Here is a 24,630-nt window from a genome sequence, read left to right as displayed (position 1 = left end):
TATCGTTGTAAGGAGTGATTTGTAATGGCACGTCAACAGACGTCAGAACACAAGATGAGCCGTGAGGAAGCTGGCAGATTAGGTGGCAAAGCGACTTCCAAGAACCATGACCGAAGCTTCTACCAGATGATTGGAAAAAAAGGTGGAGAAGCGACTTCAGATGCCCATGACACTGACTTTTACAAGCAGATTGGTCGCAAGGGCGGCGAAGCAACCTCCGAAACTCATAATAAGGAATTCTATCGTGAGATTGGACGCAAAGGCGGAAGCAACTAATTAATTCCGCTCGCCACATCGAAACATGATCATAGCTTTCCCGTAAATCAAGAAGTCTAATTCCATGAAAATGGTTTGAGGCTTCTTTCTATTGATTGTAGAAATATGACGACGGTTGTGATAGACTCAATAGAAAAACCGGGTGTTCACGGGTTTAAAGCAGCAAAGAATTTCACAAACTACGGGGAGCTCGACACCGGCATGCCGGTCCTTTTTTTTAGAGTACGGATGAAATTAAACGACAGATGCACTGCCATTTACTTTTCCATTCATGTTGCTCAATATTATATATTTGGGGGGAATACACCATGTCAGCCAAGAAGATGCGTTCCGATATGATCAAAAAAGGTTTTGACCGTGCACCACACCGGAGTTTGCTCCGCGCAGCGGGCGTTAAAGAAGAGGATTTCGGCAAGCCGTTTATTGCCGTATGTAACTCATACATCGATATCGTGCCCGGCCACGTCCACCTTCAGGAATTCGGTAAAATTGTAAAGGATGCTATTCGTGAAGCCGGTGGCGTTCCATTCGAATTCAACACCATCGGAGTAGATGATGGTATTGCCATGGGACACATTGGTATGCGTTACTCGCTGCCAAGCCGTGACATTATCGCGGATTCCGTGGAAACCGTTGTATCTGCACACTGGTTCGACGGCATGGTATGTATCCCGAACTGTGACAAAATCACACCAGGCATGATGATGGGTGCACTTCGTGTAAACATCCCTACCCTGTTCGTAAGTGGTGGACCAATGAAAGCTGGTCGTGACAGCAATGGTAAAGCTCTTTCCCTGACATCCGTATTTGAAGGTGTAGGTGCTTACCAAGCAGGTAAAATCGATGATAAGAGCTTGCTTGAACTTGAACAGTTCGGCTGTCCAACATGTGGATCATGTTCCGGTATGTTTACGGCAAACTCCATGAACTGTCTGGCAGAAGCGATGGGACTGGCTATGCCAGGTAACGGAACCATCCTTGCCGTTGCTCCTGAGCGTCGTGAGTTTGTTAAACAATCCGCTACCCAATTGATGGAACTCATCAAAATGGACTTGAAACCACGTGATATCGTAACTGTAGAAGCGATCGATAATGCGTTTGCACTGGATATGGCGATGGGTGGATCTACGAATACAGTACTGCACACGTTGGCACTGGCTCATGAAGCAGGTATCGAGTATCCAATCGAACGTATTAATGAAGTAGCGAACCGCGTTCCGCATCTGGCGAAACTTGCACCTGCTTCCGATCTTCACATCGAAGACGTTCACAATGCAGGCGGCGTAAGCGCAGTGCTGAACGAATTGCTCAAGAAACCAGGCGCAATTCATGGTGACTGCATTACAGTAACAGGTAAAACAATCCGTGAGAACGTTGAAGGAAAAGAAATTCAGGATACAAATGTCATTCACCACCTGGATAACCCGCATTCCGAAAAAGGTGGCCTGGCTGTATTGTTTGGTAACCTTGCACCACAAGGCGCTATCATCAAAGTTGGTGCAGTTGATGCTTCGGTTGGCGGATACCATAAAGGTCCTGCCATCTGCTTTGACTCACAGGAGCAAGCGCTCGAAGGTATTGCTAACGGCAAAGTAAAAGAAGGACATGTTGTTGTTATCCGTTATGAAGGACCAAAAGGTGGACCAGGTATGCCTGAGATGCTGGCTCCTACTTCCCAGATCGTAGGTATGGGATTGGGTGCCAAAGTTGGTCTGATCACCGATGGACGCTTCTCTGGCGCATCCCGCGGAATCAGTATCGGACATATCTCTCCGGAAGCAGCTGAGGGTGGTCCAATCGCCTTTGTTGAAGAAGGAGACATCATCGAGCTGGATCTGAACAACCGTATCATCGAATTGCACATCAGTGACGAAGAGTTTGAACGTCGTCGCGCAGGTTGGAAAGGCTTTGAACCGAAAGTAAAAACCGGTTACCTGGCTCGTTATTCCAAACTGGTTACCAATGCAAGCAACGGTGGCGTACTGAGTATCTAATTCACTAATAAATAAAGGGTTGCTCTTCTGCCAAATCTGGCGAAGGGCAACCCTTTTCTTTTGCTGGTTGGTGTGATCAGTCCGTTTAGTTCCGCTCTGGCAGTATATCTTGTTCAATTAACAACGATTCATCTCTGGATTCTTCTACCGTTGCTGCTACCTGCATCGTATGTTGACCGTAACGTTCCAATAATAGATCCAGCGGCATGGCAATCATCTTGGGTACCAGTTGTTCAGTACGCTGTTTCAAACGTTTGGTTCCTGCCGGGTGGATTACACTTAACAGCAGCTTCAAGTATACTTTGGATGCAGCACTGAACGGTCCAGGAGGCAATTCTTGTATGGTAAATCCGAATTTTTCTGGGCCTCTGTTAATCATACTCACACCGTATATGGCCTTGGCAGAGCGTAACTCAGGTTCGAGTGCCACCATGCGTGCCAAATCCGGCAATTGCTGTTCCATGGTCCGAATCATGCGAATAGCCAAATGCATACTGGAACGTGACGTCACTCCAAGTTCAAACAACTTCTGATTGTCAAAATGTAGTTCTATCACCGGATCTCCATTTTGAATGACATGGCCATCATTCATCTCCACCCGTGCTCCGTGATATACACGTGATCTGAAGTGCAGCATTGGGTCCTCTGGCGAAGCCGTCCGTAGATGGTATACCCAGTGGAACAACTTCTCCCAGCCCAACCATAAGGCAACAACGATTCGTTTCCATAGCTTCAATGGTGTCTGTAATTGCGTTTTGTTCTGAGATTCGCTCACTATGATACCTCCCATCAACGTATCAACGCGTACGCTTTGAAGGCCTAGCCGTTCAGCTTCCTGTAATACGACTTCCAGCGCCTGAAGCATCTGCTCCGGCGCGTGTGCATCAGCACCAAGGGTCGTCCCTCGATCATGCAGCAGCATGACCTCTCCGCCTCTCAGTTCCTTCAGCATCCGTTCAGTCAATCTCTGGGCACCTACTCGGCTTCTCCAATCTTCAAACATGGAAGACCACAGTACAATCTTTCGTTCTTTCTTGCTGAAAAAATCAAACAAATTCATAATCCCCCACGGTGGACGATAATAACAAGTCTTCACTCCGGTTACTTTATGAATAATCTGACCTGTTCGCTGAATCTGATCTCGAACGGTACGTGGCCGCATGAGCCAGTTCGTCTTGTGAATATAATTATGAATGCCAATAAGATGACCTTCCTCATGTATGCGCTGTATGAGTTCAGGATGACTCGCTGCATGTTCTCCAACGACAAAAAATGTGGCTTTTGCTTGATGCTGACGAAGCAGATCGAGCAGTCTTGGCGTATAATGTGGATCTGGCCCATCGTCAAACGTTAATGCAAATTGTGTATCACTTCTTCCCCGTCGAAATACACGAAAACCAAAAAGCCTGCTGATCAAACTTGGAATAAAGGCGTAAAAAGATGAAAGATACAATAACCACAGTAAGATACTATGAAGTATCGTTGTCATGTTGCGAGCTCCCCACTTCTCCTGCTGAATTACGGTGCACTATGGCACTATCTAAAATAAACCGCCTTTAATTTTATCATAGTTCAGACTTTTCTTGAATCCTGTTTTCCCAAAAAGATAGCTATCGTGTACAATAAATACAATCTAATTATTGCCATCAAAGGAGCCATGTCCATGCTACCGCTTTACAAAAAATACGGGCGAACTGTCTTTGACATCGCATTGCTCGTATTAACCGTGTATGTGATCATGTACGGTTTCAGTCAATTATACCATGTGGCTGCACCGGTCTTTCTATCATTCATTGTGTATTGGATGATTGAACCGCTGGCCAAATTTTTACATCGCAAAGGATTGCCCAAGACACTTGGAGCAGCCATCTCCGTCTTGTTGTTTCTTGCATTAATTGTCGCTGCCTTTTTTGGGGTAGGCTTGATTATCATTTCACAAATTTCCAATCTTCAAGATAATTTCCCCGTATACATTGAAATGATACAACGTGAATTCACCAATCTGGTGTTATTCATTCAGGACAAGTCAGACGCTCTCCCTGATGGAGTTATGGAAAAAGCGAATGATTATTTTGCAACACTGACCGGGTTCCTGTCCAAATGGGTAACTAGCGGAGCGCAATTCGTAGTAGGTTTCCTCAGTTCATTCTCTTCGTTTATTACGAACTTCGGAATTGCGATTATTCTGGCATTTTTCCTCAGTATCGAGATTGAGTCCTGGCGCAAGTTCGCCCGTGCGAAAACGCCCAAAACATTAAAGTTAGCTATTGAATTCATGCGTAATCACGTGTTCAAGACAATCCGCTCGTATCTGAAGGCACAGATGATCATGATGCTCATTACGTTTGTATTGATTTATGCAGGTTTGTTGATTTTGGGAACCTCTAACGCCTTTACCATTGCAGCAGTCTGTGCGGTTTTTGATCTGGTACCCTTGCTTGGCGTTCCTGTTGTATTTATTCCATGGATCGTCTACTTATTCATTATTGGCAATAGTAGCCTGGCGATTGGCCTGATTGTGATTCTGGCAGTAACGATGCTGACACGGCAGTTGCTGGAACCAAAAATATCGGGTAACTCGATTGGTGTATCTTCGGCGTACTTGATGCTTTCGTTTATGCTGATCTCCCTTTCGATCTTTGGCCTGGCTGGTGTAGTGTTATCTCCAGTGCTTCTGATCCTTCTGAAAGAACTGTTACAACAAGGATACCTGCAAAAGTGGATTCACCTGCCAAAAGATGAATTTGAATCCTCTCCATTGGTCATGGACCCACCCGTTAGTAAGGCTTCAGCGAATTCTGCCGAGTCTACTGTACAACGTCCCGTTCCTGCGAAGGATCATGAGGACTCCGCCAGATAGTCCATCACCTTCCTGAAGAGAGCCGTCGCCTGATGTTGGCTGTCAGGAGAGACATTTTGGACAAGAACAGCTACAGCATATTTGGGTTGTTCGACCGGTCCATAACCAATGAACCATTGATTGTTGCGCTTCTCTCCATGTTTCTGTACTTGAGCTGTACCTGATTTCCCTGCAACATGCCACCGTGCACGCTGCAGGGATTTTCCTGTTCCCTCACGGACTACCTTATTCATCCAGGATAACAGTTTATGCGCTGTTGCGGGAGCAATCTGTCCTGATGCTGAAGGTGAATCATGCAAGGGCATCTCCAGCATGGTGCCACCATCCGCATATCGAATGCGCTTAACGAGACGTGGGGCACTAACTTTTCCATCATGTAACAGTGTAACGATCAGATTGGCAGCTTGCAGCGGCGTGACCAAGACATCGCGCTGGCCGATTGCTGTCTGTATTTTCGCACCTTCATCAGCAGAAGAAACAGCCTCTGTTCTCACACGCCCGTGATCCTCATGATCAAAATGTCGTAACACGGGCATTCCTGCCATCTGCTTCCCCTCCCAGCCAATCGGACGCGCGAGTCCCAGACGATCAGCCATGTTCTCCAGTTGTTCCATACTAAGCCTGCGCGCCGTTTCCGCGAATACGATGTTGCAAGACTCAGCGAATGCTTGCTCCAGATTCAGTTCTCCATGCCCATGCTCCTTCCAGCAAGACAACCCATATCTTCCGTACTCACCACCGCAATGGAATTCTTCTCCGTTAGAAACCGCATGATACTCCAATGCGGCAGCCGCAGTGACAATTTTGAAAATAGAACCCGGTACGGCTCCCTGTATTGCACGATTCCCCCAGGCCGATTTTTTAGGGTCCACATGTTGTGGCTGATAGAAAGGGCGGGAGATCATGGCGCGAACATCTGCGTTAGCGGCATCTAACACAACAATGGCCCCTTCTTGTAATCCAGATTCTTGCGTCAACCCCTCCAACCCACGCTGTAACTCAGCATCCACTGTGGTTTCTACACGTAAAGGATAATGGCTATTGGCTGGTGCAATGACGTGCGGCTGAATATCAGGGATAATCTCCCCACCACCCGAGACCATACGTGATACAAGCGTAGGGCCAATTCCCCTTAACAGCGGTTCAAGTGTCCTCTCCAGTCCCGCTGCCCCTGATTTCATGGCAAATGGCTGTTTTACTTCATCCTGATGCCCAGTTAGAACTTTGGAGGACTCAGGCTGTTCAGCCAGATAACCCATCCACTGCATTCCTGTATGCCCCTGAAGGTATCTTGTCATCATCGGATAGATGCCAGCTCCTTGCAGGTGCAAACTACGTAGGCGCTCCACCTGGGCAGCGTTCAAATGAACAGGCTGATGTGTACCTGCTGTCCAGAAATGAGGTATACTTTCCTGATTCCATTCCTTCTTCAATTGATCCGGATCGGTATGTAATATAGCTGCCAACTGTATCATCTCGGAGCCTTCTAATACCCTTTGCTTGCGTAATTTCTCTAATGGACTTGCCTGTGGAAAAAAAACCAGTCCCCATTGCAGCTTACCGGTCAACGCCTCACCCTTGTAATCCGTAAATTGTCCCCGCCCCGGGTCAAGCATCACCCCGCGTTCACGCTGCAATACAGACATTTCACGTACCGTTCGGTGAAATCCAGGCATCGTCTGATTCACCAGAACGATCTGAACCCATCCCAATCGTAATATAAGCAATCCAAAGACAAGAGTTAGAAGAATACAAGTTATATAGATTCGCCGTTTCGCAAGGAGATGCATCCCAATCTCACCTTTTGTCGTTTTGACATATTATTGCTGATATGGATTGGAATTATCCGGTAAACAAAAAGAAAACCTGTCCCATGTGCGGGACAGGTTCTCCTCATTTCAACCTTGGCTTGTTACACCGTAAAGCGTGACAAGGTTTCTTTCAGTTCAGTAGACACATTCTCCAGTTTGCCAGACAGATTGACCAGCTGGTTACTGATATTTTGCTGTTCACTGCTCAAGGAAGCTACTTCTTGGGACGTTGCAGAAGATTCTTCAGCTACAGCGCTGACATTGCTCATGGCTTCAGACAACGTACCTTGAGATTTGTTCAAATCCCCAATAGAACCCGTCACCATGCCCAGACGTTCCACAAAGGCACCCATCTGTTCCTGTACGGAAGCAAAGATGACGTTGGTGTCTTTAACCGCATCCATCTGTTCCTTGAATAACGGATAAGCTGCCGACAAAGCATCCACGGTCTCATTCATTTCAGTCATGATTTTGTCTGTAATCTCTCCAACCATCTCAATGGATTGTCTCGATTGAGCCGCGAGCTGACGAACCTCATCAGCCACCACCATGAATCCGCGTCCGGCTGCACCGGCACGTGCTGCTTCAATGGTTGCATTCAGGGAAAGGATATTTGTCTGTTTCGTTATGTTTTGCAGCACTTCAAGCACTTTCAGAACAGAAGACGTACTCTCTTTCAACGAATCAACCTTATTCACCAGTGCACCAATCATTTCTTCTGTCTTCTGGGTTTTGGTCATCAACTGATTCAGATGTTGTGTTCCTGTCTGACTGGACTTCTCTACATGACGAGCAGAATCACCCATCTGTTCATTAGCAGCGATTACACTCTGCATCTGACGAGAGATATTGTCAGTTAATTCATTGCCACGTTCCGCTTCAGTTGCCAAACTGCCTGCACCGCCCGCGATCTCTTCTGTAGCTACGGCAATCTCCGAAGCAGACACAGCCGTTTTCTTGGATGCACTGCTCAGCTCAGAGGCCGTATCCAATACTTCCTGCGCAGAACGATTGGTTTGTTCAACCAGCTTAGTGATCTGCTCCATCATCAGATTGAAGGCAGTCGAGAGCTGACCAATTTCATCCTGGGAGCTATATGGTGTACGAACTTTAAGATTACCTTTCGCACCTTCCTGCATCAGGTCTTTCAATTTGCCAAGTGGACGAGCGATCATACGCACCATCCAGATCCCGATCAATACTGCAATCCCCGCATCAATCAGCGCCATCCACAGGGTCAGAGTCAGAATGCCTTTTGCGTCCTGAACCAAAACAGAGGTAGGTATCATACCAACCAGTTTCCAATTGGATGTATCCATCGTACTGTATACAGCCAGCATTTCCGTAGATTTGCCATCTACTGTATACTCCGTATTCGTACTACCTGCTGGTTCGGTCAACTCTTTGACAAATGCAAGCTCTGTATCTTGTCCTGTACGATCCGAGATGGAAGATGCAACCACTTTATTATCCGGAGCAATTAGTTGAAGAATAGCTCCTGGCCCCAGATCAAGCGATTTCAATTGTTCCTCCAAAACTTCCAGTTTCAGTTCAATAACCAGAACATACGACTGAGTAGTCCCCTGCAAGTTTTTCATGGAACGTGCAATTTTAAACGTTGGCGTTGAGCCACCTTCTTTGACCTCAGTTGGAAGCCAGCGATAACCGCCCGCCTCAATTAACTCACTGTACCATGCTTCCTGGCGAATGCTGCCCATGGATGAACTGTTGCTGCCGGTACCCATAATGGACTTTGTATCGTCCGTAGGTACCAAATAAATCGCTTCCATAGATTTATTTGTAAATGCAACATTGGACAGTTGCTTGTTGATTGAACTTGAGTTCACGAATGTATCATACGCAGTCAAATTCGTATCTGACATTTTTTGTAGCAAGGACTGCATTTCCGGATCAAAGAAAATCTGTGTGGATGTATCGACAAACCGCTCCAAAATGATGTCCATTTTTTGCTTGGTCTGATCAATGGTCTCCTGATTGGCACGCGAGGCATTTTTCTCTATCGTACCTTTGGCCTTCGAATAGGATAATAGACCTAAACTCACTACAAAAATCATAATCCCCGCAAAAAAGATCAAGAACAGTTTAACCCCTACGGATTTAACCGGATTTGCCTTCTTAATCTGTTGGAAAGAGGAACCTCCAATGTTTTTCCAATCCCGGTTTTTAAATTGTTTCTTCACCCAATCAGTCTTGATCCAGCCCAGGTTGAGCTTGCTGCGGTCAATCTTAAACATTTTTTTGCCACTGCCTGTTGTTTTGCTTTTGACTACTTTTTCTTTCTTCATTTTCTGAACCTTCTCAGGATTAACCTGCTCGGCTTTTGTCACTTGCTCCCCACTGTCTTCCTGCTTCTTTTGAACCAATCCCATTCACCTGCCAGTAATTTACTTGTTAGATTTTTCTTTCTCTCCCCTATAAATATGTAGTATTCGACAGCTTTCTTCGTTCCCCTTTCACTTCCCAGAAATATTTTACAACTTTATTCCTATTTTTCTATAAAAAAAAGACCCCCATCTGCCGATAAACGGAGGTCCCCATGTAAATTTCATAACACTATGTTGTTAAATTATAATACAATATTGACACATTGTAGGTATTTGAGCCTACTTCTTTTTTCTCATCATATCGAAGTACGAAACCGGTTGATCTACCTTCATTTTAATCAGTTGCAACGGGTGACGAGCAGCATCTAGAACATTGCCTTCTTCATCCTGTATTTCACCGACGACCTGTTTGAAAAAGTGACCTCCCGGGCCGAAAAATTCAATTTCCTGTCCTGGTTTGAAGTGATTGCGCTGTTGAATGGTTGCCATTCCTGTTTCAGCATCATACCCCATGACCAATCCAGCGAAGTCAAAAGGTACAGCCTTTTCTTCCGGTTCATAGATATGATCTTCATGGTCTGGTGTATCATAGAAAAATCCGGTATTCAGCGGGCGATTCGCCGCTTTGTTCATTTCTTCAACCCATTCAGGTTTCAGAACATAATTTTCCGGGTCTGCCATATAGGCATCAATAGCTTGACGGTATACGTTAACCACAGTTGCCACGTAGTGGATCGATTTCATACGCCCTTCGATCTTGAAACTGTCCACGCCCACATCAATCAACTCGGGAATATGGCCAATCATGCACAGATCCTTAGATCCCATGGAGAATGAATTATCCTGTTCCTGGAACAGAGGAAGCTGATTCTCACCCAGTTTGAATGGTGCAGGTGCCTTCATCTGCATGTCCTCTTCGCTGACCCACACCGTATCTTCTCTCGCATCCTCGAACAGATCATACTTCCAGCGACAAGACTGGCAACAGCCGCCCCGGTTGGAGTCACGATCCGTAAAGTGATTGGAGAGCACACAACGTCCGGAATACGACGAACACATCGCCCCATGAATAAAGGCTTCAATTTCAATATCCACATTGGCCTTGATTTCTTCAATCTCTTCAAAGCTGGTCTCACGTCCGAGAACAACACGTGGAAGTCCTTCATCTTTCCAGAACTTCACGGCTTGCCAGTTGAGTGTGGATTGTTGAGTACTTAGATGTACCTCAAGGCCTGGCACAGCACGAAGGGCTACTTCAATAATAGCTGGATCAGCTACGATGATCGCAGAGATTCCCGCATTATAGAGGTTTTGCAGGTACGTTTCGATACCCTCAACATCCTCATTATGTGCATAGATGTTTGTCGCTACGAACACCTTGGCTCCATACTTTTTGGCAAACTCCACACCTTCACGCATCTCTTCAAAGCTGAAGTTATCCGCGTTGGAACGCAGTCCATAGGCCTGTCCACCAATATATACGGCATCTGCACCGTAATGGATCGCAAATTTCAGTTTTTCCAGATTACCCGCCGGAGCTAGCAGCTCCGGTTTGTCCAGACGGTTACGTTTCCCCGAAAACTTCCGCTGTACCGCCACTGTTTCCATTCTGTTCACCTCGTCTATTAATACACTTGTTCTTTATAGAAAAATCCAAACGACAATTCACGTTCAGGGTCCTGTAACTTCCGCACCTCAGCGAGCCACTCTTCAGAGAACGCATATGCATCAGCATCGGCTACATAACTGTCAATCGCTGTCCGATATGCACGTACAACAGCTTCATTGTAGGTGAGTGATTTTAACATACCTTCAATTTTGAAACTGTGCACACCCGCCTCCATCAACAGATGAAGATCTTCGAGGATACATATATCCTCTGAGCTCATAATGTGTGTACCGTTAATATCCTCATAGATCGGGAATTTCTCATCCCGGCGTTCAGCCTCGATCAGGAACAATCCCCGTTCTTTGCCCAGATGTCCCTCAACCGGCCGTCCTTGATGAGCCATATAACTTTGCACCAGACTGCGCTTGGAATGATAAATATTCGTCATGCCATGCACCTGAACCTGAGCCTCGACCTTCAGAAAAGGAACCATTTCCGTCAACTCGTCCATATTCAACTCTCGGGCAAGTACAACGCGACTCGCTCCCTTGGTTCCCCAATAGTTGGCCGTCGCATAGTTCGTTGAAGTCATCTCCGCATTCCAGTGCAGCTTCACATGTGGAGCGTATTCCTTCATGGTGGCCAGCACGGATGGGTCATTAAACTCCACACCATCAATACCGATTCTGCCAAGTGCTTGAACATATTCAGGCAATTCTTTCAACAGTTCGTTGGACATCAGATTAGTCATGGATACATACACACGCGCCTGATGTTTGGCTGCAATGGCAACCACCTCTGCTGTCTCTTCCACGCTAAAGCTGCCTGGAAGACGCATGCCGAATCGATCATCTCCAATGACCAGAGCATCTGCTCCAGCCTGGAGAAGCACTTCTGCCTCTTTCACATTCGCTGCTGTAACGAGCAGTTCATGTTTCTTACTCATATAATCCCCTCCGCTTATTGCGCAGCCTTACTTTTGGCTATATTTTGCTGGTGTTCCTTATACGTTTTGGCAAATAGATGTCCAGACGAGCCATCCTTTTTTGTCACATAGAACAGATACTCCGAAGCTTCCGGATTTAGCGCTGCCTCAATGGACGGAAGACTTGGACTGGCAATTGGACCTGGTGGCAAGCCTTTGTTCAGATACGTATTATAGGGACTTTTCACCTTTAGATCCTTGAAAAACAATCGTTCCTTCGGTCTGTCGAGCAGATATTGCACGGTAGCATCAATCTCCAGCTTCATATCCTGATTGATCCGATTGTAGATTACACCTGCAACCAGAGCACGTTCCTCGTCCACTACAACTTCTTTCTCCACGAGTGACGCGATCGTCAGCAGTTCATGCAGGGAAAGGTTCTTTTCCTGGAGCTTGGCTTCCAAATCAGGAATGGAATTAATCTTGGTCTGGAATTCTTCCAGCATCCGTTGCATCACATCATGCGTGGAACTTCCCTTTTTCAGCTCATACGTCTCCGGGAATAGATACCCTTCCAATACGTAGCGAAGTTCTTCATCCACTGGAATATCTTTGATGATATCTACATCAAAGGCCGAAGGATCATTGGCCAGCTTGATGAATTCATCCCGATCTACTACATGCTCATAAGAAAGCTTACCCGCCATTTGCAGAACGTTATAACCCTCCGGAATCGTAAATTTCACCATTTCTTCCGGTACAACTTCGCCACTACTCAGCTTGCTAACAATCTCATCATATGTCACGCCAGGATTCATTGAATATGTACCCGCCATGAAATTAGAACCTAGTTTCTTCCACTTTAAATACCCTTTGAAGGTTAACCCACTTCGAATGAGGCCTTCTTCTTGAAGCTGATCCGCGATTTTCGAAGTTCCCGATCCGCTCTTAATCTCGAATACGACCGGTTCTGTAGAAGCTTCCACAGGACGCATCATACTCCATACGTAACCGCCTGCGCCTCCGGCAAGAACTACAATGATAAGCAGTATGACTACAATTGCTTTCCCTTTCAAAAAAGAAACAACTCCTTTACACAACCAAAAAGAGCGGACTTCTCCGCCCTCCCGGTTTCTTCAATTTGAAGCTGATTTAATCTTCGTCAATGGGGAGTGTACACTCATCATACAGTTCCGAGATGTTCTCCCACTCATCGTCATCGTCGATCGTAACTAACTCTGGAATGATCTGGTCTTCACTTCCAGGTGATACCCGCAGAAGTTCAACCTCGTCATAAGGTCGCAACGAACTGCGGAGCACCGCGTACTGTTGACCGTTCACTTCGAACTCAGCCAACAAGTCATACGGTTGTGATTTACCGTTCTCTTCTTCGAGCTCAACATGAGCACCGAATGCCAGACGCAGTGAATCTGTCCATTTCAGGTCTTTGCGGCTATATTCCGTCATTTAGTTCGCTTCCTCTTCATCTTCAGCAAGAAATGTATTAAACGTCTCCTCAACGATATCCCATTCGGCATCATCTTGGATGACGAAAAGTTTAATATCGTCGCCCTCTTCTTCATAACGGAATGCATATACATCCGTTTCGCCATCTTCAGGTTCAACCGGAGCAACCATCATGTACTTGGCCTCCGAACCATCTACTTCAAACTTCATAATGACTTCGAATTCCTCTTCATTACCCTCGTCATCCGCAATGTAAATAATTTCCGCTTCTTCTTCCATACCCAGTTGATCTTCAGCCATTGTTGATCCCCCTCACCTTCTACTATTGGCATCCAAATAATTTTGCAAAATCAAGCTTGCGGCCATTTTGTCCACAACCTGTTTGCGTTTTTTCCGACTGACATCCGCTTCAATCAGCGTACGTTCTGCTGCCATGGTTGTCAGCCGTTCATCCCAAAGGTGAACAGGTAAATTCAGTTCATCCCGCAGGCGATCGGCAAAAGCAATGCATATCTCACCGCGCGGTCCTACGGTGCCGTTCATGTTTTTGGGAAGTCCGACTACGATCTCACTAATCTCATGCTCACGCACAAGTTCGGCAATCCGAGCGAACTCGCCTTCATCACGGCGGCGTTCTAGCACTTCCAATCCCTGGGCAGTCCAACCGAAGGCGTCACTCGCGGCAACTCCGATTCTTCGGTCCCCATAGTCCAAACCTAATATTTTCATCCATGCTCTCCCATCCTGGGGCCTGCTCAGGTCGATTACAAATAATCGCCTTCTCAAGCTTCAGGCTGTCTTCTGTCGGTTCATTTCCCGCTGCCTGCAAGGCTGCAACACAGCGGAAGCGGCGTACATTACCGGTGATTGGCCAGATAGGAACGTACAAGCTCTTCAATCAGCTCATCGCGCTCCTTTTTACGGACCAGACTACGTGCGTTGTTGTGACGAGGAATGTATGCCGGGTCTCCAGAAATCAGATACCCAACAATTTGGTTGATCGGATTATACTCCTTATCGACCAATGCATCATATACCGTGAGAAGAATCTCTTTGGATGATGCTTCCTGTTCGTCACCTTTCACATTAAATTTAACCGTCTTATCCATGGAGTCCATTGATGACACCTCGCTCCTGCATGAACATGGGGACCATGTCCTGCCGAATTGATTTCTGTTTATATAATAACATATTCTGACTGCCACAAGTAAACAAAGGATAAGGCAATTGTGTTTTTTGCTTGTCCTTTACTGGCTTCAGCATATTGCATCATTCGATTCCACACGCTCTCGGGTACAAAAAATAAACGAACAGAACCATTTCGATTTATTTTTTGACGATTGAAAGCCGCTCAATGGATTTATGCATTATGCCCGCTAACCAGCGAAACCGCCAGTTTCAGCGCTTCATCCAGCTTGGTCGCATCCTTACCTCCGGCTTGCGCCATATCTGGACGTCCACCGCCACCGCCGCCGCATACTGCTGCGACTTCTTTGACGATTTTGCCTGCGTGTAATCCTTGTTTTACTTGTTCAGCAGGTACTGCTACAACAAAATTCACTTTGCCGTCCGCTGGAGCACCCAATACGAGTACCGCGTTAGGCAATTTTACTTTCAACTCATCTGCCACTGTACGCAGCGCATCCATGTTCGGAGCATCTACGCGTGCTGCCAGCAATTGTGTATTTCCTGCTTGTACCACTTGATCGGTCAATTGACCCGCTTCCATAGCACTCAGCTTGCTTTGCAGGGATTCAGTCTCTCTGGCTGCTTCTTTCAGTTGTTGGTTCAGACCTTCAATCCGTTTAGGTACATCAGCCACATTTGCTTTGAGCAGTGCTGCTGATTGTTTAAGCAGTTCCAACTGGCTTTCCACATACAGATATGCGCCGCGGCCAGTTACAGCTTCGATCCGGCGTACGCCGGAGCCAATTCCACTCTCGCTCACCAGTTTGAAGATTCCAATCTCTGAAGTATTATTTACGTGACAGCCGCCACAAAGTTCCACACTGTAGTCTCCTACTTGAACAACACGTACAATATCTCCATATTTTTCGCCAAACAGGGCCATTGCACCCATTTCTTTAGCTTCATCAATAGCTTTCAGCTCGATGTTCACGTTCAGACGATTCCAGATCTGTTCATTCACCTGACGTTCAATCTCTGTCAACTCTTCCGGCGTAATACTACCGAAGTGAGAGAAGTCAAACCGCAGACGTTGTGGCTCTACGAGCGATCCTGCCTGGTTTACATGTGTTCCGAGCACATCTTTGAGTGCCTTGTGCAGCAAGTGGGTAGCCGTATGGTTTTTGATAATGTCGCCACGTTTCGCTGAGTCTACTTCGGCATTAATCACATCGCCTACACGCAGTTCACCAGACTCCACATTCACCAGATGTACATGTTGTCCAAGTGGAGCTTTGAACAAACCTTGTACTTTCGCTGATACACCAGCACCTCGCAGCAAGCCCTGATCACTCACTTGACCGCCACTTTCCGCGTAGAACGGAGTCTTGTCCAGAACAACCTGACACATCTGTCCTTCGCCTACAGATTCAACAAGGGCATCACCGGCTACGATGGCTACCACTTTTGCTTCCGTCAACAGGTCAGTATAACCAACAAACTCGCTTTTAACCTCCAGATCAGCAAGTGGTCCGCCTTGAACTTTCATGCTCTCGTTCTCTTGACGCCCAGCACGTCCAAGCTCACGTTGTTTCTGCATGGAAGCATCAAATCCTTCTCGGTCCACAGTCAGACCATGCTCTGCTGCATAATCTTCTGTCAGGTCAAACGGGAAACCGTACGTATCATACAGCTTGAAAGCTTCAGGTCCGCTAATAACGGTGCGTCCTTCGGATTTGGCTGTGCCGCTGATATCAGCCAGAATAGCCAGACCATCTGTTAGTGTTTCGTGGAAACGCTCTTCCTCGGTTTTGATTACTTTGGCGATGAACTCCTGTTTGTCTACTACCTCAGGGTAGTACATGCCCATCACTTCACCAACGGTTGTTGTCAATTCATACAGGAATGGACGGTCAAGTCCAAGCACTTTTCCATAACGAACTGCACGGCGAAGCAAGCGACGGATGACATATCCACGTCCTTCATTACTTGGCAGAACGCCATCACCTACTGCAAAAGCAACCGTACGGATATGATCGGCAATGACTTTCAATGCAACATCAATCTCTACGCTGTCGTTATATTTCACACCCGCAAGAGCGGCTGTTCTTTGAATCATCGGTTGGAACAGGTCTGTGTCGAAGTTGGAATCCACATTTTGCAGAATGGAAGCAAAACGCTCCAAACCTGCACCTGTATCAATGTTTTTGTTAGGAAGCGGTGTGTAGCTGCCGTCCTTGTTATGGTTGAACTGGGAGAATACCAGATTCCATACTTCCAGGTAACGTTCGTTTTCCCCACCTGGATACATTTCAGGATCGCTCATGTCGTTTCCGTAAGCTTCGCCGCGGTCATAGAAGATCTCGGTACAAGGTCCACATGGGCCTTCGCCGATATCCCAGAAGTTTTCATCCAATTTAATGATACGCTCAGCAGGCAGTCCTACTTTTTCGTTCCACAGTTTGAAAGCTTCTTCATCTTCCGGATATACCGTTACGGAAAGACGTTCCGGATCGAATCCGATCCACTCTTTGCTGGTCAAGAATTCCCAAGCCCATGTTACGGTCTCTTCCTTGAAGTAATCTCCAATAGAGAAGTTGCCGAGCATTTCGAAGAACGTATGGTGACGACGTGTTTTACCAACATTCTCGATATCATTGGTACGGATACATTTTTGGGAGTTCGCAAGACGCGGGTTCTCCGGCTTCTCACGTCCGTCAAAATATGGTTTGAGCGGTGCCATACCTGCATTGATCCACAAAAGAGAAGGATCGTTGTGAGGCACGAGCGATGCGCTCGGCTCGATTTTGTGACCTTTACTTGCAAAAAACTCTATCCATTTGGACCGGATTTCACTGGCTTTCATACTGGATGCCCCCATTAAATTATAATAGTCCGTTGCGTATTCGCTCCGGTTGGTCAACATTGTTTTTGTAAAAATAAACACAAAAAACGCCCCTGAATAATCAGGGACGATGTTATCGCGGTACCACCCTGGTTATTGCTGTTCATCCCTTGCTGCCCGGACAAACAAACAATCTCCTCGTTCATGCGAAATAACGGTCGCTCCCGGCAGGGTTGTCCTGCACTCCGAAATTAGCTTTCCGCCGCTTCATCTTTCAAGACTCTTCCAGCCATCAGTTCAGGCTCACCCTGATCCGATGAAGTCTATTCTCTGAGGAAAGGAACCCTCGACGTACTTTATTTCATCATCGATTTCATGTTCTCAACATACACACTCATTATATCGGTAGCACAAGCGGGTGTCAACGCGGTCTCGTTGATGTTTTAACCCTGCTATTTAGTCGGTCCTTCGTTTGATGTAATAGGCGAAAAAGTGTTGCACAATCACCTTCAGCACGGCAAAAACAGGTACTGCCAGAATTAAACCTACAATGCCTGCCAGTTCACCTCCGACGAGCAGTGCAAATATAATCGACAGTGGATGCAGATGCAACGTACGTCCCACCACCTGAGGAGAAATAACGTTACTCTCCAACACCTGGCACAGTGTGTTCACAATGACAACAAGTAGTACCATTTTAAACGATACGGTTGATGCCATGACCACAGCAGGAGCAGCTCCAAGGAACGGCCCCAAGTAGGGCACAATGTTAAACACAGCTACAATGCTTGCAAGTAGCAGGGCATACGGCATATCAATGACGATATAACCAATGTAGGCAAAGATACCAACAATGACACAGACAATAAACTGTCCCCGAATGTAGTTCCCCAGTGCAGTATCGATCTCTTTCATCACCGAGACAATCGCTTTCCGACGTGAACGCGGAAGATACGCCACAATGGTGCGCTCAAACACCTCAAAGTCTTTTAACATATAAAAGATCAGAAATGGCACGATAAACACATTGAATAACACATTAATGGTCGCCCCGATATTGTCCATAAGCACAGTAATTCCCTGAGTTAGTCGATCCTCCATCTGAAAAAACCAACTGTTCATGCCTGTTCGCACACTTGGCGGCATTAATTTGTGATCCATATTGTTCATCAGGCTCTGGGCACGCATGGACAGTTCCGGCATATGCTCGTTGAGTTCCCCTAGCTGTTCAATCAATACCGGAATGACATTCATCAGAATGACACCGAGGCAGGTCAGGAAAAAGGCATATATGAGTAGTACCGCAATCGTACGCGGCACCTTGCGCCCTCCCAGCATGCTGACAATCGGATTAAGTACATAGGATATGATAAGGGCTACGATAAAGGGTGCCAGCACTGTTTTCAGGAACGCATATATGTGAAGTAGTAAAGGCCGCAGCAGCCAGATAAAATATAAAATGATCAATCCGAGCAGCAGCCAGATCGCGTAACGGAACAGCTTGTTTTTGGTTAATTGCTCCACTTGCATCTCTCCTTTTGGACTGGCTCTGAGAGTCAGTATATGTAGGAAAGGTAATATTTATTAACACAGCGCAGAAGTGGAAAAGAGTAATCCGAACATTTTTTCTTAAACCCAAAAAAAACGCCTCCTTCATCAGAGAAGGAAGCGCATTTTGCAGTACGGGTTAGCATATAATCAACCATACACCAGCCGAACCACTATGTAACCGCATCTATATACATCTGCCAACAATTAGCGACAGCCTCCCATGACAGACATTGTCATGAAACCGCATATAGAGGAAGTTATTCAGCTTATTAAGAAGAAGCGTGAAGATGAGGGAAGTCTTGTGGCAGCTCGTCCCCGAAAAACAGATCATCCAGGGAACTCAGCGTACCGTCTTCTTCCACCTGATATACAGACATTTTCTCACCGTTCACCGTTAATTCAATAAAGCATCCCCAGCAATAAAACTGGTGGGAACCAATTTTCCCGATATCTTTGGAACTACAGTTTGGACATTTCATATTCATTCACCTATCCATTAACAGAATGAATGGCATTTTCCAAGCGTTGTTCACTCAGAGACGGCACCATAATGGCACTTTCCCCGATGGACATATCGCTTGTACATGGCAGCCATTTGCGGCCCTCGATCAGATCGGACACAAAACCGTCCGTAATTTCAATCCCTATTATTGTATTTCCCAACTCTTGGTCAAAATAAACATCGGAGACACGCCCGAGCAGCAAACCTTCTTCGGTGAGCACGGACATCTCCTTCAATTTAGACCGACCGAGGAGGTACGTGTATTTTATGTCGTCGGCTCCCGTCTTGCGGACAGCCTGTTGATTACGGATCATGACGGCATCTTCGCCGTAGGCAACGATATCTTGCCACTGCACGATTTTGACATGATTGGTAAACAGACCTTTGTTCTCAAGCTCAATGCCTTCGATCTCCCAATCATCATTCACAATGAAATCCTGGATTTTACCGACCTGCTTCCCGTCCTCAACATCAAAAACGGCAAGTCCGATCATTTCCTGAAGCTTCATCGCTGGGTCCCCCTCATCTTCTTATCATTAAATAGGCGCGGCGCTATTGCTAGGTATGCCCAAAGTTGATGAGTGGCAATCAGACGCCGATCATCAAAACCGCTTCTATCCAACCGATGAAATGGAACTTCTTCCCTCCTTCTGTTCCATGTGTAAAGTTCCCCTTAGGGTCTATTACGCAGTCGTCCAAGAATGGTTCCAATTTTTTCGGCGGTTATCATGATTTCTTCCGTAGTATTACCCAATCCCCAGCTAAATCGAATCGCAGAGTGTAAAAATGTTTCAGGCAATTTCATCGCTTTGAGCACATGAGAGACTTCAAGTGAACCGGAAGTGCAGGCAGAACCGCTTGCAACAGCAATTCCTTCCATATCCAGATTCATTAACATCGTCTCTGTGGACACTTCCGGAAAGCTGATATTCAGGATGTTTGGCAGCGTATGCTCCAGGTGTCCATTCACGTGAAAGTGCTCCGTACCCACATGAATTTCAAGCTGTTCCAACAAAAGTTTACGCAATTCCAAATCATGCTGACGATGCACTTCCGTCTGTGCTGATGCAATCTTGAGAGCCTCTGCAAATCCGGTAATACCTGCGATATTTTCCGTACCAGCCCGACGCTGACGCTCTTGCAACCCACCGTGAGCTCTTGCTTCCAGCACAATTCCTCGCCGTACATAGAGTGCACCCACACCCTGAGGTCCGTTGATTTTATGCGCAGAGAAGCTGATCAGATCCACAGGCAGTTCCTTACAGGAAATATTCTGGCTGCCCAGAGCCTGAACCGCATCGGTATGGAAAAGGATATTATGCTGACGTGCAAGCTCACCCACCTCACGGATCGGCTGAATCGTGCCTACTTCATTGTTGGCATACATCATGGTAATCAGCACCGTATCCGGCCGAATGGCCTCTTGCAACTCATCCAGATTTATTCGTCCATGACGATCCACAGATAGATAGGTTACTTCATAACCTTGCCTCTCCAATTCCTGACACGTATGCAAGACAGCATGGTGCTCAATTGCGGTCGTAATGACGTGTTTCCCCTTATCCTGCCTGGATGCCACTGCTCCAAAGATTGCCAGATTGTCGCTCTCCGTGCCACCTCCGGTGAATACCAATTCGTCCGGGAAACAGCCCAAAGACGCCGCAATGACATCCCTTGCTCCGCTGACAGTCCGTTTGGCCTCACGCCCAAAGGCATGGATACTTGATGCATTGCCAAATTGTCCTGTCATGACGTTCATCATCGCTTCTGCGACTTGTGGATGCATAGGTGTCGATGCGGCGTGATCCAAATAAATTCGTTTCATTTATCTTCACCCCGTTATATGTTAAATTTCTATCTCATGGCAAACTATTAAAATTGGAAATTGAAACGGATGCTCTATTGTCACATCTTCGTGTATAATGTTATATATCCATTTCAAAAAGGAGAGAGAGACATGAGTGATCCCATTCTCGGGCAGATTCTGAATCAGCTTCAACAAATGGACAAACGATTCGACAGTATTGATGGACATCTTGGAAAAATAAACCACCGACTCGATGTTATGGAAGAGAGGCTCGGTGCCGTAGAGAACAGACTAGACACTGTCGATGACAGACTGAATACCATGGATGGCAGATTGGACACCATAGAGGAACAAACTAAAAACATTCCGCTTCTTCAACAAGCTGTTCTGGAAACATTGACTATTACGAAACGTCTTGACGCTTCCCACTCCGCCTCTGAACGCAAAGTAACTACCGAATTGAATACCCAGCAGCACAGCATTGATATTTTGAATCGCCGCCAGTTACGCATGGAAGCTGATATAGAAACCTTAAAAGGTCGCTGATTTACAAGTGATCCAGTTAAGTTCACACTTGACCATCTTGTAAATCCCACGGCTGAATACATAGCCCTACTCAATTAAAATAATCCGTAGAAATTGAAGAACAGAACAAAGTACCCATTGGCATGTCTAAAGCCCCCAAGTTGGGGGCTTTATTGTGTCTTCTGTGATGCGAATTAGTGACCTTAAATATAGAACATGTAGCTGTCTTTTTTGTCCTGATCCTGGAAGGTAATCAGGTCTTTCAGTGTTGTGGAATCCAATACTTCCGCAATCCCGTCACGAATACGCAACCACAGATCACGTTTCGCCGGATCATCTTCCTCCGTGAAGTCTACTGGAGAGATTGGCCCTTCCAGTACACGGATTACATCGCCTGCAGTCACGGTTGCAGGATCACCCGCAAGGATATAACCGCCGTAAGCACCTCTAATGCTTTTCACCAGTCCTGCATTACGCAGTGGAGCAATCAGTTGCTCCAAGTAATGCTCCGAGAGCTGGTTGCGCTCAGCAATGCTTTTAAGTGATGTAGGGCCTTCGCCTATTCTGGCAGCAAGCTCCATCATGATTGTGAGGCCGTAACGGCCTTTTGTCGATATTTTCAAAGGAGTCACCTCTTTCAATTTTCAGAAACGATTGGAAACTTTATATTTAATCCTATGGTCCATGACCGTCTGTTTCACGATCTGTCCACAGCGGAGATGCATTGAGATTAGCATAAACCTTCTAATCCTCCGTATTCCGATCATAACCCTCAGCTAATGTTAACATATCTGCATGCTTTATGGAAAAGAAAGATTGACGATATTCCAAAATGTGCGTCTGTGGTGGACACTATCCAAAATTGGCCGGGTGTATCGTATCTTGAGTCCGGTTATGCTAGAATAAGAAACGAAACACATTTATATATAGAAATGGTGATAACGATGTCCAAAACAATTGAAAATACACGGGTCGTCGTTGGCATGTCCGGAGGTGTCGATTCTTCCGTTACCGCACTGCTGCTGAAAGAGCAAGGGTACGATGTCATCGGCATTTTCATGAAAAACTGGGATGACACCGACGAGTTCGGCCACTGTACCGCTGAAGAAGATTCAGAGGATGTACGCCGCGTATGTGAACAGATCGGCATTCCTTACTACACTGTCAACTTCGAGAAAGAATATTTTGATAAAGTATTTACCTATTTCCTTGATGAATATAAGTCGGGCCGCACGCCAAATCCGGATGTCATGTGTAATCGTGAGATCAAATTTGGTGAATTCCTGAACAAAGCTCTGGATCTCGGCGCAGATTATGTAGCCACAGGACACTATGCTCGTCTGATTGAAGAAGATGGCACACTCAAGTTGCTTCGTGGTGTGGACAACAATAAGGATCAAACGTATTTCCTTAACGCACTCAATCAGAACCAGCTGTCCAAAGCCATGTTCCCGATTGGTCATCTGCCCAAACCGGAAGTACGCAAAATCGCAGAAGCGGCTGGTTTGTATACTGCCAAGAAAAAAGACAGCACAGGTGTCTGCTTTATCGGTGAGCGTAATTTCAAAGAGTTCCTGAGTAACTATCTGCCTGCCAAAGGTGGAGACATGGTTGATATCGCAACCGGTGAAGTCAAAGGTCGCCACGACGGTCTGATGTACTACACACTTGGACAGCGCCAAGGTCTTGGCATTGGTGGTTCCGGCAATGGTGAACCCTGGTTCGTTGCAGACAAGAACCTGGAGAAGAATCAACTACTTGTTGTTCAGGGCGATGCCCATGCAAGCCTGTACTCTACTGGTCTTACCGCAACGGGTGTGAACTGGATTGCTGGTGCAGAGCACATGCCTAATGTGCCATACCGTTGTACTGCCAAATTCCGCTATCGTCAGCCGGATCAAGGTGTAACATTGACCTGGCAGGAAGATGGAAGTGTGGATGTACAATTTGACCAGCAGCAAAAAGCCATCACGCCAGGACAAGCCGTTGTTTTCTACGACGGAGAGGTCTGCCTGGGTGGGGGTACGATCGATCAGGTGCAAAAAGTACCTGTACCCGCAATGCAATAATAGAGCTTGTCCATTAAAATGCGGATTATACACAATACCGTGTATCCCTATAAAAAAAGCCGTCTTTCATGTATACCATGAAGGATGGCTTTTTTCCTGCTTATTTTTGCAAAAAAATAAAAAATAGTTCGTTATGCAGTCAACCAGACTCCTGCCCAGGCGGCCAACACCCCAACTAGAACCGAACTGACAACGTAGAGCGCCGCGCTTGCGTATCGTTGTCGACCCATAAGTCCTAACGTCTCATAACCAAAGGTAGAGAACGTGGTGTACGCACCGCAAAATCCGGTTCCCCACATCACCCAGATTCCATCTGAGATCATTGCAGATACATGCCACCCATATAACAACCCAAGCAGCAGTGAACCACTGACGTTGATGATCCATGTTCCCCACGGAAAAGCCGGTCCCAGCAAGCCAGAGACCCATTTTCCCAGACTGTAACGCAGTACTGCACCCAACACACCTGCAAAACCAATCCACAGGATCATGAGGCATCACCCTCTTGTCTTTGTGCTCCCAACATACGCTTTCCAAGGCTCATTCCCAGCGCACAGAGCAACAATCCTGCCAACAGACTCACGATCAAATAAATAGCGGCACTGATCCATTCGCCCCCTTCGGATAAACGAACAATATCCAGTGTAAACGTGGAAAATGTCGTAAATGCGCCAGTAAAACCTGTACCAATCGCCAGTCGAAGTTGTGGTGTTATTTTGCCTGGAACAGCTATGGTAAAGAACCAACCCAAAAAAAGGCTGCCAATCGCATTGATTAACAGCACTGCCCATGGGAACCCCCCATGGACAGTTGGTATCCCTAACTGTATGGCATATCGGGTCAATGTACCGAGAAACCCACCCGCCCCTATATACAAAAGCTCTTTCATGTTGTGTGCATCTCCCGAGTGATCTGACTG

Annotated in this window: 22 protein-coding genes and 1 pseudogene; 5 read left to right on the top strand and 18 right to left on the bottom strand. The window is 46.4% G+C overall.

Annotated features, from left to right (window positions below; translation table 11 throughout):
- Nucleotides 1-24: 24 nt before the first annotated feature.
- Nucleotides 25-267: pseudogene (locus tag AC1DE7_RS12520) on the top strand (KGG domain-containing protein); the annotation flags it as partial.
- 317 nt (nt 268-584) lie between these two features.
- Nucleotides 585-2,270 carry a dihydroxy-acid dehydratase gene (gene ilvD / locus AC1DE7_RS12515; protein ID WP_036616973.1) on the top strand — a complete coding sequence of 562 codons (1,686 nt, stop codon included), beginning with the start codon at nt 585-587 and terminating at the stop codon, nt 2,268-2,270.
- A gap of 85 nt (nt 2,271-2,355) precedes the next feature.
- Here ilvD and AC1DE7_RS12510 read toward each other — a convergent pair whose 3' ends face one another.
- Nucleotides 2,356-3,759 carry a polysaccharide deacetylase family protein gene (locus AC1DE7_RS12510; protein WP_477534466.1) on the bottom strand — a complete coding sequence of 468 codons (1,404 nt, stop codon included), beginning with the start codon at nt 3,757-3,759 and terminating at the stop codon, nt 2,356-2,358.
- Nucleotides 3,760-3,933: 174 nt separating this feature from the next.
- On the opposite strand from AC1DE7_RS12510, the gene AC1DE7_RS12505 reads away from it, so the two are divergent.
- A complete protein-coding gene (locus tag AC1DE7_RS12505) occupies nt 3,934-5,130 on the top strand; it encodes an AI-2E family transporter (RefSeq protein ID WP_339284009.1) in 1,197 nt (398 codons plus the stop codon).
- Here AC1DE7_RS12505 and AC1DE7_RS12500 read toward each other — a convergent pair.
- The 14 genes from AC1DE7_RS12500 to AC1DE7_RS12435 all read right to left on the bottom strand — a co-directional run bounded on the left by AC1DE7_RS12500 (nt 5,109) and on the right by AC1DE7_RS12435 (nt 21,135).
- Nucleotides 5,109-6,920, bottom strand: a complete 1,812-nt coding sequence (locus AC1DE7_RS12500) for a peptidoglycan D,D-transpeptidase FtsI family protein (RefSeq protein ID WP_339284011.1) — start codon at nt 6,918-6,920, stop codon at nt 5,109-5,111. The genes AC1DE7_RS12505 and AC1DE7_RS12500 overlap by 22 nt on opposite strands.
- 122 nt (nt 6,921-7,042) lie before the next feature.
- The gene (locus AC1DE7_RS12495) at nt 7,043-9,331 is read right to left on the bottom strand and encodes a methyl-accepting chemotaxis protein (RefSeq protein ID WP_445253589.1); all 2,289 of its coding nucleotides are present in this window, start codon (nt 9,329-9,331) and stop codon (nt 7,043-7,045) included.
- A 234-nt stretch (nt 9,332-9,565) separates the two neighbouring features.
- Complete coding sequence (locus AC1DE7_RS12490; RefSeq protein ID WP_076252944.1) at nt 9,566-10,894, bottom strand: peptidase U32 family protein; 1,329 nt, start codon at nt 10,892-10,894, stop codon at nt 9,566-9,568.
- Nucleotides 10,895-10,911: 17 nt separating this feature from the next.
- The gene (locus tag AC1DE7_RS12485) at nt 10,912-11,841 is read right to left on the bottom strand and encodes a peptidase U32 family protein (protein WP_036616959.1); all 930 of its coding nucleotides are present in this window, start codon (nt 11,839-11,841) and stop codon (nt 10,912-10,914) included.
- A 14-nt stretch (nt 11,842-11,855) separates the two neighbouring features.
- Nucleotides 11,856-12,896, bottom strand: a complete 1,041-nt coding sequence (mltG, locus tag AC1DE7_RS12480) for an endolytic transglycosylase MltG (RefSeq protein ID WP_235193974.1) — start codon at nt 12,894-12,896, stop codon at nt 11,856-11,858.
- Between the two features lie 76 nt (nt 12,897-12,972).
- The gene (locus AC1DE7_RS12475; RefSeq protein WP_339284013.1) at nt 12,973-13,287 is read right to left on the bottom strand and encodes a DUF1292 domain-containing protein; all 315 of its coding nucleotides are present in this window, start codon (nt 13,285-13,287) and stop codon (nt 12,973-12,975) included.
- Nucleotides 13,288-13,587, bottom strand: coding sequence for a DUF1292 domain-containing protein (locus AC1DE7_RS12470; protein WP_017686820.1), 300 nt, complete (start codon nt 13,585-13,587; stop codon nt 13,288-13,290).
- 12 nt (nt 13,588-13,599) lie between these two features.
- On the bottom strand, nt 13,600-14,016 hold the full coding sequence (gene ruvX, locus AC1DE7_RS12465; protein ID WP_036616953.1) for a Holliday junction resolvase RuvX: 417 nt from the start codon (nt 14,014-14,016) through the stop codon (nt 13,600-13,602).
- Between the two features lie 128 nt (nt 14,017-14,144).
- Nucleotides 14,145-14,405 (bottom strand): IreB family regulatory phosphoprotein, encoded by a 261-nt coding sequence (locus tag AC1DE7_RS12460; protein ID WP_036616950.1) that lies wholly within the window; start codon nt 14,403-14,405, stop codon nt 14,145-14,147.
- Between the two features lie 242 nt (nt 14,406-14,647).
- Nucleotides 14,648-17,278, bottom strand: coding sequence for an alanine--tRNA ligase (alaS, locus tag AC1DE7_RS12455; protein WP_477534465.1), 2,631 nt, complete (start codon nt 17,276-17,278; stop codon nt 14,648-14,650).
- A gap of 435 nt (nt 17,279-17,713) precedes the next feature.
- Nucleotides 17,714-18,781, bottom strand: coding sequence for an AI-2E family transporter (locus tag AC1DE7_RS12450; protein WP_076212453.1), 1,068 nt, complete (start codon nt 18,779-18,781; stop codon nt 17,714-17,716).
- A 296-nt stretch (nt 18,782-19,077) separates the two neighbouring features.
- Nucleotides 19,078-19,287 (bottom strand): hypothetical protein, encoded by a 210-nt coding sequence (locus tag AC1DE7_RS12445; protein ID WP_017686815.1) that lies wholly within the window; start codon nt 19,285-19,287, stop codon nt 19,078-19,080.
- 10 nt (nt 19,288-19,297) lie between these two features.
- On the bottom strand, nt 19,298-19,819 hold the full coding sequence (locus tag AC1DE7_RS12440) for a PRC-barrel domain-containing protein (protein WP_017686814.1): 522 nt from the start codon (nt 19,817-19,819) through the stop codon (nt 19,298-19,300).
- Between the two features lie 164 nt (nt 19,820-19,983).
- On the bottom strand, nt 19,984-21,135 hold the full coding sequence (locus AC1DE7_RS12435; RefSeq protein ID WP_477534464.1) for a cysteine desulfurase family protein: 1,152 nt from the start codon (nt 21,133-21,135) through the stop codon (nt 19,984-19,986).
- Between the two features lie 132 nt (nt 21,136-21,267).
- Here AC1DE7_RS12435 and AC1DE7_RS12430 point away from each other — a divergent pair, with 132 nt between their 5' ends.
- Nucleotides 21,268-21,663, top strand: a complete 396-nt coding sequence (locus AC1DE7_RS12430) for a hypothetical protein (RefSeq protein ID WP_477534463.1) — start codon at nt 21,268-21,270, stop codon at nt 21,661-21,663.
- A 182-nt stretch (nt 21,664-21,845) separates the two neighbouring features.
- On the opposite strand, the gene cymR is transcribed toward AC1DE7_RS12430, so the two are convergent.
- Entirely contained in the window at nt 21,846-22,265 is a 420-nt protein-coding gene (gene cymR, locus AC1DE7_RS12425; RefSeq protein WP_017686811.1) for a cysteine metabolism transcriptional regulator CymR, read from the bottom strand.
- A gap of 321 nt (nt 22,266-22,586) precedes the next feature.
- On the opposite strand from cymR, the gene mnmA reads away from it, so the two are divergent.
- Nucleotides 22,587-23,711 (top strand): tRNA 2-thiouridine(34) synthase MnmA, encoded by a 1,125-nt coding sequence (gene mnmA, locus AC1DE7_RS12420; protein WP_036616942.1) that lies wholly within the window; start codon nt 22,587-22,589, stop codon nt 23,709-23,711.
- Nucleotides 23,712-23,842: 131 nt separating this feature from the next.
- On the opposite strand, the gene crcB is transcribed toward mnmA, so the two are convergent.
- Both crcB and AC1DE7_RS12410 read right to left on the bottom strand, forming a co-directional pair.
- Nucleotides 23,843-24,202 carry a fluoride efflux transporter CrcB gene (crcB, locus tag AC1DE7_RS12415; RefSeq protein WP_340984376.1) on the bottom strand — a complete coding sequence of 120 codons (360 nt, stop codon included), beginning with the start codon at nt 24,200-24,202 and terminating at the stop codon, nt 23,843-23,845.
- Complete coding sequence (locus tag AC1DE7_RS12410; protein WP_477534462.1) at nt 24,199-24,600, bottom strand: fluoride efflux transporter FluC; 402 nt, start codon at nt 24,598-24,600, stop codon at nt 24,199-24,201. The genes crcB and AC1DE7_RS12410 overlap by 4 nt, the downstream gene beginning before the upstream one ends.
- Nucleotides 24,601-24,630 lie beyond the last annotated feature (30 nt).

Source organism: Paenibacillus sp. 10L310, from assembly GCF_056395745.1.
Note: the sequence above shows the minus strand (reverse complement) of the source record. Positions and strands in the feature narration are given on the sequence as shown.